This is a genomic window from Streptomyces monomycini, from assembly GCF_022271435.1.
Lineage (GTDB): Bacteria > Actinomycetota > Actinomycetes > Streptomycetales > Streptomycetaceae > Streptomyces > Streptomyces monomycini.
Map to the genome: position 1 here is coordinate 1 of NZ_JAFIQY010000083.1, position 4,251 is coordinate 4,251.

Below are 4,251 nucleotides of genomic sequence, written 5' to 3' on the forward strand. Positions count from 1 at the left end.
GCGGCGGGGTCAGTCGAGGCGGTGGTGGTCGAGGACGTGTTGGGCGGTGTGCAGGAGGGTTTGGCTGTGGCGGAAGGCGTGGGCGCGCAGGCGGGCGAGGGCGTCGTCGGGGGTGAGCTGGTGCTTTTCGGCGAGGATGCCGGCGGCGATGTGGACGGTGGGCGGGTAGCCCTGCGGCCCGCGCCGGGCAGGGTGGGGGGCTTGGGGCTGGTGGACCACGAGGTGGGGGTGTTCGTCCAGGGCGAGCAGGGCGAGGATGCGGGCGTAGGCGGCGGCGCGGTCTTTCTGCGCCGGGGTGAAGGGGACGGGTTGTCGGCGGTAGAGGTCCATGGCGCCGATGGGCAGGGTGGCGACGGTCAGGGGCAGGGCCAGGACGCTACGGGCGCCCTGTTCGCGGGCGATGGGAGTGTAGGCGGGCCAGCGGGCGGCGGTGTGGTGCAGGTCGGCGGCTTCGGCGGGTGCGCGGTGGGTGTAGGCATCGGTGCAAGGGCCTTCCCCGGTGACCAGTTGGGCGTCCTCGACGAGCCGGGCGCGCTCGTCGGTGGCCGCGGCCAGCAGTCGCAGCTCTCCGGCGAGGACCAGGGTGGCGCCGGCGAAGTCGGCGTCCACGTCGTCGGCGCAAGCCCGGCAGACGGTGGTCAGGCTGAAGCCGCCGGTGTGACCGTTGGCGGCGGCGATGCGCTGCCATGCCGCGACGTGGTGGTCGTTGTTCACGGAGTGTCCCTAGGACGGGGTGCGTGCCGGACGGGTGGCGGGAGGGACACGTCCTTCCGCCGGGGTCTGGGGCGGATACCGGGCCGGTGCGGGCCGGGGGCTTGGGTCAGGGGTGCTCGATGGTGGTGGTGTCCAGGGTGCCGTCGGTGACCTGCTGACACAGTTCGGTCAGGCGTAGCTGGTGGGCTCGGGCGTGGCCGCGCAGGGCATCGAATGCTACGTCGAGGTCGGTGTTCCAGCGTTCGGCGAGGATGCCCTTGGCCTGCTCGATCACGATGCGGCTGGACAGGGCGGCCTTGAGCTGGGCCCGTTCGATGTTGCCGTGCACGATGGTGCGGTGCTGCAGGATGGCGATGGTGGCCACGTCTGCCAGGGCCTGCGCCACCTGCGCGTCACTGCCGCTGATGTTCTGTTCGCGGGTGTCGAAGAGGTTCAGGGCACCCACGACCTGCTGGCGCAGGCGCATCGGCAGGGCGTGGGTGGTGGTGAAGCCCGCTTGCCGGGCACGCTGGGCGAAGCGGGGGAAGGCGGCGGTCTGGGCGGGGGAGCGCAGGTCGATGCTGAGGCGGGCGGTGCCGTTGCGGTGGCATTCCACGCAGGGGCCCTGGTTGGTCTGGAGGGCGAAGAGCTCCAGCAGGCGGGTGTGCTCGTCGGAGGCGGCGATCAGGTGGAGCCTGCCGCCCGGGTCGGCGAGCATGACGCCCACGGCCGTGACGTCCAGCAGCTCGTTGCAGCGGTCGCACAGCTGGTGCAGGAAGTCGATCAGGTCGAAGTCGTCGACGAGGGTGTCGACGGCCTCGACCATGGCCGCCAGCAGATGTTCCTCACGTGTCATGGCCCGTCCGTCCCTCCGCCGGCGCCAGAGTCCGGCCTGTTTTCATCATCTCGGAAGCTCAGCCGCCTGGCCACCACGTCCTCGGCGACCTCTGTCACCGGGCGTCCGTGGCGGAAGGCGTGGGCGCGCAGCCGCAGCAGGGCCCGGGCCACGGAGACCCCGGCCTGCACGCTGATCATGCCGCTGGCCTGGTGGACCACGGCCCCGTAGAATTCCGAGCCCTCCTGTGCGGCGGCGAAGGCGTCACGCTGATCGCCGCCCTCCAGGAGCACGGCGGTCAGCGCATTGGCCACCAGCCACGCATCGGTCATCGCGGCATCCGGCAGCGGCCCCGGCGCCGTGCGCTGCAGGGTCAGGGTGCCCAGGCAGGCGGCCCCGACCAACAGCGGAAAGCAGAAGACCGCGCCGATCCCCAGCTCCGCGATCTGCGGCAGCAGCACCGGCCACCGCCCGGCCGGCACCCGCGCCAGATCCGGCACCAGCACCGGCACACAGCCCGCCCCCGCTTCGGCTCCCGGCCCCTGCCCCAGCGTGAACTGCACCTCCTCCAGACGCGCGCTGGCGCCCTCAGTGCACCACAGCACTTCGCTCAGACCACTGTCCGTGAGCACCGAAGCGGCAACCCCGTCCACACCCAGCGCCCGGGCGCACCGGGCCGGGTCGGCACCGACCAGCCCTGCATCGGCGCGGGAAGGGCGCAGGCTCCCCAGCACGGCGGCCAGGTCATGATCGGCACCCACTGCTGCTCACCTCCCGGTGCGACATTTCCCCGCTCGGGAGAGCAGCCCCGCGACACAGGGACGAGCTCCCGACGGGCCTTAAGTCTAGAGAGTTCCCGATGGCTCAGGCCCGTCGAGTCGCACAGAAAGCAGGGCCCGGGCATGTGTGCGGGACGCGGCCGGAAGAAACAGCCGCCGAAGACCCGCGGGCCCTGTGGACGGCCGCCCAGCGGCGTAGGGTGGAGGTAGCTGCCCGAAGGTGACGACGCCCGTCCACCCATACTGACATTGGCTTCCGATCAGGGCAGTGTCGGCGGTGAATGCCGGAGATCGGAACGCCCGCGATGCCCGCATTCCACGGGGCAGGCCGCCTGTCCCTGTTCGCGCCCGGTTTCCGGTGACCGGCCCCCGGCCCGAAGCGGTCGCCCTGGCCGCCCGCTTCGCCGGTCAGGACCACCCGGCCCGCCAGCTCGGCCACGCCTGCCGCGCCGCCCTGCACGAGACGTACTCGGTGGGCCTGACGCTGGCAGCCGACGCCGCCCTGGCCCAACGGGTCTCCCTGTGCGCCGCCGGACCGCTGGCCGCCCGCGGCGAGAGCTTGCAGATCAACCTCGGCGAAGGCCCCTGCGTCCAGGCCCTGAGCCAAGGGGCGCCGGTCCGCGCCGACGACCTCGACGACCCGGCCATGACCGCCGCATGGCCCGTATACGCCCGGCAGGCCAGGGCCTTTGGCATCCGCGCCGCCTTCGCCCTGCCCCTCATCCACGGGCCCCGCCCGGGCCGGCAGGCCGGGCTCGTCCTGACCCTCTACCGTGACCGGCCCGGCCCCCTGCCGGACACCGATCAGCACACCGCCCAGGCCCACGCGGACGCCGCCGAACTCCTGCTGCTGACCGTCCCCGCCCCCACCGAAGACGACCTCGCCCACGCCTGGCTCCTGCCCGCCGACGCCGTCGTCCACCAGGCCATCGGCATGATCAGCTACCGCCACGCCCTGTCCACCGGCCAGGCCCTCGCCCTGCTCCGCGCCCACGCCCACAGCACCGAAACCGACCTCACCACCCTCGCCCACGCCATCGTCCATGACCACCTCACCCTCCCCGACCCACCTGACACCGACCCCGCCTAGAGCCGGCGCTGATACCTACAGACGGAGACCGTCATGCCCGCTCCCCCGTCCCTGACGCCCGGATCACCGGACCCCGGCTCTTCGCCCGTCCCCGGGACGCCGCGCGAGATACGGGTCTCCGCCGCCTTCATCGACTTGGCCGACACCCTCGTCGCCGCCTTCGACCCCGCCGACTACCTCTACCGCTGCGTCGAGCACTGCATGAACCTGCTGGAGATCAGCGACGCCGCCGTGATGCTCGCCACCCCCGGCGGACCAATGCACCTGGTCGCTGTCACCTCCGAACGCGCGCGCCTGCTGGGACTGTTCGAACTCGACGCCCGCGAAGGCCCCTGCCACACCGCCTACCGCCAAAGCGCCCCCATCGACCACGCCGACCTGGCCGTCCCCTGCCCGCGCTGGCCGCGTTACAGCGCCCGCGCCCGCCGCACCGGCTACACCTCCGTACACGCCACCCCCATACGGCTGCGTGACCAGACTCTCGGCGTACTCAACCTCTTCCGCCACCGCGACGGTTCCCTGCCCGACGCCGACCGGCACCTGGCCCGCGCCCTGGCCGACGCCACCGCCATCTCCCTGCTCCAGCGCACCGCCCTGGACCAGCACCGCACCATCCAGGCCCAGCTCCAGCAGGCCCTGCTCACCCGCACCATCATCGAACAGGCCAAAGGATTCCTCACCGCCCACCACCCCACCGACCCCGACACCGCCTTCCATCGAATGCGCGCCCACGCCCGCCACCACCACCTGCGCCTCGCCGACCTCGCCCGCGGCATCATCGACGGCACCTCCACCCTGCCCCCACCCACAGACCCCGGCCCCACACGCCCCTGACACCACCGGCTACCGACGAA

5 protein-coding genes are annotated in these 4,251 nt (G+C 72.5%); 2 read left to right on the forward strand and 3 right to left on the reverse strand.

Annotation, left to right across the window (positions count from 1 at the left end; genetic code table 11):
- Positions 1-9 precede the first annotated feature (9 nt).
- The 3 genes from JXZ78_RS39900 to JXZ78_RS39910 form a co-directional block, all read right to left on the reverse strand.
- On the reverse strand, positions 10-714 hold the full coding sequence (locus JXZ78_RS39900) for a GAF and ANTAR domain-containing protein (RefSeq protein WP_050502479.1): 705 nt from the start codon (positions 712-714) through the stop codon (positions 10-12).
- Between the two features lie 106 nt (positions 715-820).
- Positions 821-1,549, reverse strand: coding sequence for a GAF and ANTAR domain-containing protein (locus tag JXZ78_RS39905; RefSeq protein ID WP_030020166.1), 729 nt, complete (start codon positions 1,547-1,549; stop codon positions 821-823).
- On the reverse strand, positions 1,546-2,262 hold the full coding sequence (locus JXZ78_RS39910; protein ID WP_106968790.1) for a GAF and ANTAR domain-containing protein: 717 nt from the start codon (positions 2,260-2,262) through the stop codon (positions 1,546-1,548). Before JXZ78_RS39910 ends, JXZ78_RS39905 begins: the two co-directional genes overlap by 4 nt.
- A gap of 403 nt (positions 2,263-2,665) precedes the next feature.
- On the opposite strand from JXZ78_RS39910, the gene JXZ78_RS39915 reads away from it, so the two are divergent.
- Positions 2,666-3,397, forward strand: coding sequence for a GAF and ANTAR domain-containing protein (locus JXZ78_RS39915; RefSeq protein WP_050502480.1), 732 nt, complete (start codon positions 2,666-2,668; stop codon positions 3,395-3,397).
- Positions 3,398-3,430: 33 nt separating this feature from the next.
- On the forward strand, positions 3,431-4,231 hold the full coding sequence (locus JXZ78_RS39920) for a GAF and ANTAR domain-containing protein (protein ID WP_030020169.1): 801 nt from the start codon (positions 3,431-3,433) through the stop codon (positions 4,229-4,231).
- The last annotated feature ends 20 nt before the right edge of the window (positions 4,232-4,251 follow it).

What these genes read in the sequence shown, in the direction of transcription:
- JXZ78_RS39905 (WP_030020166.1), bottom strand. Translation starts at nt 1,549, where the DNA reads ATGACACGTGAGGAACATCTGCTGGCGGCCATGGTCGAGGCCGTCGAC.
- JXZ78_RS39920 (WP_030020169.1), top strand. Translation starts at nt 3,431, where the DNA reads ATGCCCGCTCCCCCGTCCCTGACGCCCGGATCACCGGACCCCGGCTCT.